Origin of the sequence: Mesorhizobium sp. M7A.F.Ca.CA.004.04.2.1 (assembly GCF_004022825.1) — a bacterium.
In the GTDB taxonomy this organism is placed as follows: Bacteria; Pseudomonadota; Alphaproteobacteria; order Rhizobiales; family Rhizobiaceae; genus Mesorhizobium.
On record NZ_RZPH01000457.1, the window covers coordinates 1 to 4,556 of the forward strand.

3 protein-coding genes and 2 pseudogenes are annotated in these 4,556 nt (G+C 60.9%); all 5 read left to right on the top strand.

What is annotated here, in order from left to right; all coding sequences use genetic code 11:
* Positions 1–537: pseudogene (locus EN893_RS19895) on the top strand (FAD-binding protein); the annotation flags it as partial.
* Positions 538–661: 124 nt separating this feature from the next.
* Positions 662–1,111 (top strand): EamA family transporter, encoded by a 450-nt coding sequence (locus EN893_RS19900; protein ID WP_127269402.1) that lies wholly within the window; start codon positions 662–664, stop codon positions 1,109–1,111.
* Positions 1,108–2,115, top strand: coding sequence for an NAD(P)-dependent oxidoreductase (locus EN893_RS19905; protein WP_127269403.1), 1,008 nt, complete (start codon positions 1,108–1,110; stop codon positions 2,113–2,115). Before EN893_RS19900 ends, EN893_RS19905 begins: the two co-directional genes overlap by 4 nt.
* Positions 2,116–2,220: 105 nt before the next feature.
* A pseudogene (locus tag EN893_RS19910) lies at positions 2,221–3,651 on the top strand (aminotransferase class III-fold pyridoxal phosphate-dependent enzyme).
* A 19-nt stretch (positions 3,652–3,670) separates the two neighbouring features.
* Positions 3,671–4,556: glycosyltransferase 87 family protein (locus EN893_RS19915; protein WP_127269405.1), on the top strand; the 886-nt coding region annotated here is incomplete at its 3' end.

A 4,556-nucleotide genomic window follows, 5' to 3' on the forward strand; every position in this document is an offset into this window, starting at 1 on the left:
GCCTACAGGTGGAGGAAGAGCCGGGCAACCGTGCAGCGCCAGGCCGGATATCAGGGCTTCTTCTTCCCGCTCGACGGCGTGCGCGACTGGAACCGGCTTTATGGGCCGAAAGGGCTTTTCCAGCACCAGAGCGTGGTGCCGGAAGAGACGGCGCGCGAGGCCGTGCCGGCATTGCTGGCGGCTGCAAGGCAAGCCGGGCAGGGCTCGTTCCTCACGGTGCTGAAACGCTTTGGCTCCATCCGCTCGCCGGCGCTGCTGTCGTTTCCGCGTTCCGGCTACACGCTGACACTGGATTTCCCCAACAGGGGTGCCGCGACACTGACATTGCTGCGGGAACTCGACCGCATCACGGTCGAGGCCGGCGGCGCGGTCAATCCATATAAGGACGCCCGCATGGCCGCCGAGATATTCGCCTCGTCCTTTCCCGAATGGCGGCGGCTGGAAGCGCTCCGCGACCACGCCTTCATGTCTGACTTCTGGGCGCGCACCGCGAAGAGGTTGGATGCGCGACGAGGCTCGGTCGAGGCGGCCGAATAGATAAAACTCGAATAATTCCCGGTTAATCGATGCTTAATAACGCGATTTACTCAAAATATTGTTGGGACTTCACCAAATGTTTGCGGGTTTGTAGTAGGAATCGCGAGGGGGTGGCTTGGAACACATGAAATACATCGTCTTCATTCTCTTTACAGTGGTGACCAATGCCGCCGCGCAGCTGATGCTGAAGCAAGGCATGATGTCGCTCGGGCCGATCTCGTTTGAGGGCGTCAATCCGCTCGTCAAGTTGCTGCAGATCGTTTTCAGCCCCTGGGTGTTCTTTGGCCTGTGTACCTTCGTCATCTCGATGGCATCGCATCTCTATGTGCTGTCCAAGGTCGAGCTCTCCTTCGCCTATCCGTTCCTCAGCCTCGCCTATGTTGCCGTCGCCATCTTCGCTTATTTCGTCTTCCGCGAGGACCTCAATGGCTGGCGCATCGCCGGCATCGCCTTCATCTGCGTCGGCACGGTGCTGATCGCCCAAAGTGGCCGGGATTTGGGCGAGCGAGGGCATGAAGACCAGACGGCTTCCATCACGCCTGACAAGATCCAAGCAAACGAGATCGTTAGATGAGACATGTGATTTTCGGCGGCGACGGTTTCGTCGGCCGCCATCTCGCCCCGAAACTTGTGGCCGATGGTGAAGAGGTCGTCGTCGCCGATATCGTCAAGAGCGACCTGCCGCATTACCGCACTGTCCGCTTTGTCCAGTGCGACGTCATCGATCCGGCATCGGTCGCGGCGGTTGGGCTGAAGGCCGACGACATGGTCTATAATCTGTCGGCCAAGATGCTGTCGCCGATCCAGGTGCGCTCCAAGCGGCACGATTTCTTCTTCCCGGTGAATTTTCATGGGACCGAGCACATCATGCAGGCCATGGACAGAGCCGGTGCGTCAAAACTCGTCCACTACACGACCGACATGATCTACGGCCACACGGTCACGCAGCCGATGACCGAGGAGCACCCGGTGGCGCCGCTGGGCGAATATGGCTGGTCGAAGCAGAAGACAGAGGAGTTGGCGGCCGAATGGCGCAAGCGCGGCATGTCGATCTCGCTGTTTCGCCCGCGCCTGATCATCGGCCCAGGCCGGCTCGGCATCCTGGAAAAGCTGTTCAAGCTGATCGACTGGAATTTTCCGGTGCCGATGATCGGTTCGGGCAGGAACCCCTATCAGTTCATCTCGGTGTTCGACTGCGCCGAGGCCGCGCGCGCGGCCTGGAAGGCCGGCGTGCCTAATGAGGCCTATAATCTGGGTTCGCTCAACCCGCCGCCGGTCAAGAAATTGCTCGGCGATTTGATCCGGCATGCCGGCTCGAAATCGATCCTGATCCCGACACCGGGCTGGGCGGTCAAGTGCACGCTGGACCTGCTCGACCTCTTGAACATGCCGATCATGGACCCGGAACAGTATCTGATCGCCGACGAGGACTGCGTGCTCGACGTGTCCAAGGCCGGGCGCCAGCTCGGCTGGGTGCCGCAATATCGCGACGAGGACATGCTGATCGCCGCCTATAGCGAGTACCGCGCCAAGAAAGCCGGCCACGCAGTCGCCACCAAACATGTGCCCGCCGAATAGCGGCTCGCAAAAACAGCTTTCGTTGCGCTCGATCCTGGTCGTGCGTGCAGACAGGAGATTGAAATGACCGTCATGGCCAAGCCCGAACAGACCAATTTGCGCACCATGGTCAGCGCGCCGTCGCTGTCGCCCGCCACTATCGCCAAGCCCGATTTGATCAGCGTCGAGCAGGCCAAGGCGATGGACGTTGCCCGCATGACCGACCTGTTCAAGGCGCATCTCAACCCCGGCCAGCTGCACTTCATGAAGCTGCTCGGTTTCCACAAGATCAAGATCGAGCGTGCCGAAGGCATGTTCTACATCGACCAGAACGGCCGCAAGATCCTCGACTTCTTCGGCGGCTTCGGTTCGCTGGCCTTCGGCCACAATCATCCGCGCATCCTGGAAGCACGCAAGAAATTCCAGGAGGAGAAGAGAAAGGCAGTCGAAAGAGCAGTCAGTTCGACAGAGTCGGCAGCGCTAGAGCACAACATCGCCAAAGTCTCGCCCGGAGAGAGCGAAAAAGTAGGGGGGGACTAGAAAGGGGAGGAAGCGAAGGAAGAGGAGGAGAAAAGAGCCGAGCGCGCGGCCGGTCCGAAGCGGCCGAAGATCGTCTATGCCGAGAATTCCTTCCACGGCAAGACCAAAGGCGTGCTGGGCATCACCGACGGGCAGCTTTACCGCGCGGACTTCAAGGTGGCCGAAAACACGGTCCGCATCCCGTTTGCCGACATCGAGGCGGTCGAGCGCCTGTTCCGCTCCGATCCGGAGGTCGGGGTCATCGTGCTTGAAACCATCCAGGGCGGTGGCGGCATCATCCAGGCGCCGGCCGAATATTGGCAGAAGCTGCGCGCACTGTGCGACCAGTATGGCGTGTTGTGGGTCGCCGACGAAGTGCAGTGCGGCTATGGCCGGTCAGGCCGCTTCTATGCTTTCGAGCATTACGGCGTCATTCCCGATGTGACGGCGCTGGCCAAATCGCTTGGCGCCGGCAAGGCCGCGGTCGGCGCGATGATCGCGCGGCGCGAGGTTTATATGAAGGCCTATGGCACGCCGAAAACGGCGATGATCCATGCCATGGCGACCTTCGGCGGCATGGGCGAGGCCTGCGTCACCTCGATCGAGGGGCTCAACGTGCTCTACGACGAGGGGCTGATCGACAATGCCGCCGTCACCGGCGACTATTTGCTGCAGCGCCTGCAGGCGCTCAGGGAAAAGTACCCGAAGATCATCAAGGAGGTGCGCGGCAAGGGTTTTATGATCGGCCTGGAGTTCCACGACTTCTCGCAGACCTTGCCGATGGTGCTGCGGCCGATCGTCAGCGTGCTCGACGACAAGCTGAAGGGTTCGCTGTCGGGCTTCATCGGGGCGCTGCTGCTGCGCGACTACGATGTGTTAGTCGCCTTCACCGAATACAACCGCAACGTCATCCGGCTCGAGCCGCCGCTGATCTGCCAGCGCGAGCATGTCGACCGCTTCGTCGATGCCTTCGACAGCCTGCTGTCGCGCGGCATCGTGGGAATCGTGAAGGATTTCGTCAAAAGCCAGGTCCGTTAAGCGCTCGCTGGATACAACGATGCTGACCAAGTCGCCCGCTCCACAAAACCCAGTCGACCGGCTCACCGAGCCCGTTCTGACGTGGGGCGAGGGGACTTATGCGCGGCTGGCAGCACCGATCGGCGCGGCGGCTTTCGCGCTTTACATTCTTTTTACAGCGTTCACCGCATGGGTGATGCCCGACGCCAACTGGGACATGCTGCCCTATCTCGCTATAGCGGAGGAAGGCACCTATCCCGATGCACAGGCGCTGCATGACTATGCCTACAGCACTGTCAAATCGGGCGTGTCCGCAGGCGACTATAAGGCGCTGACCGACGATGGCGGCGGCTTCCGCAGTCACATGGCGGAGAATGCCGCCGACTTCCATTCACTGCTCGGCATGTACCGGATCAAATTTCTCTACGCCGAGATACTGTCGACGATGAGCGCGGTGATGTCGCCGGTCGAGGCGATGCGCCTGGTCTCAGTGTTCTCGGTTCTGCTGTTCGGCGCGATCGCCCTGATGTGGCTGCGCTCCGAAGGGGCACTGGCCTTGGCGCCTGTGGTCGGCGCGGTGCTGATCATGGCTGATTTCGGCGATGCGGCGCGCGCCTCGACGCCGGATTTGTTGTGTTCGGCGCTGTTGCTCGGCGGGCTCTACGCCTATGTCCGCGGTCGCGAGATGGCAACGGCGCTCCTGCTCTTTCTCGCCTTCATGGTGCGGCCAGACAATATTGTTTTTCTTGCCATTTTTGCCGTGCTGCTGGTTGCGTTCCGGCAGAAGGCGTGGGGCGCGCTGGCCGGCTTCGCCGCTTCCTTCGTCGCCTATTTCGCCATTTCGCACTGGGCTCATCATCCAGGCTGGTGGCCGCATTTGTGGTTCTCCAGCATTGAGCAGCATTACAATATGGACGGGTTCGAAC

Excerpts from the sequence above, each read along its gene's own strand:
- EN893_RS19905 (WP_127269403.1), top strand. The coding sequence starts at position 1,108 with ATGAGACATGTGATTTTCGGCGGCGACGGTTTCGTCGGCCGCCATCTC.
- EN893_RS19900 (WP_127269402.1), top strand. The coding sequence starts at position 662 with ATGAAATACATCGTCTTCATTCTCTTTACAGTGGTGACCAATGCCGCC.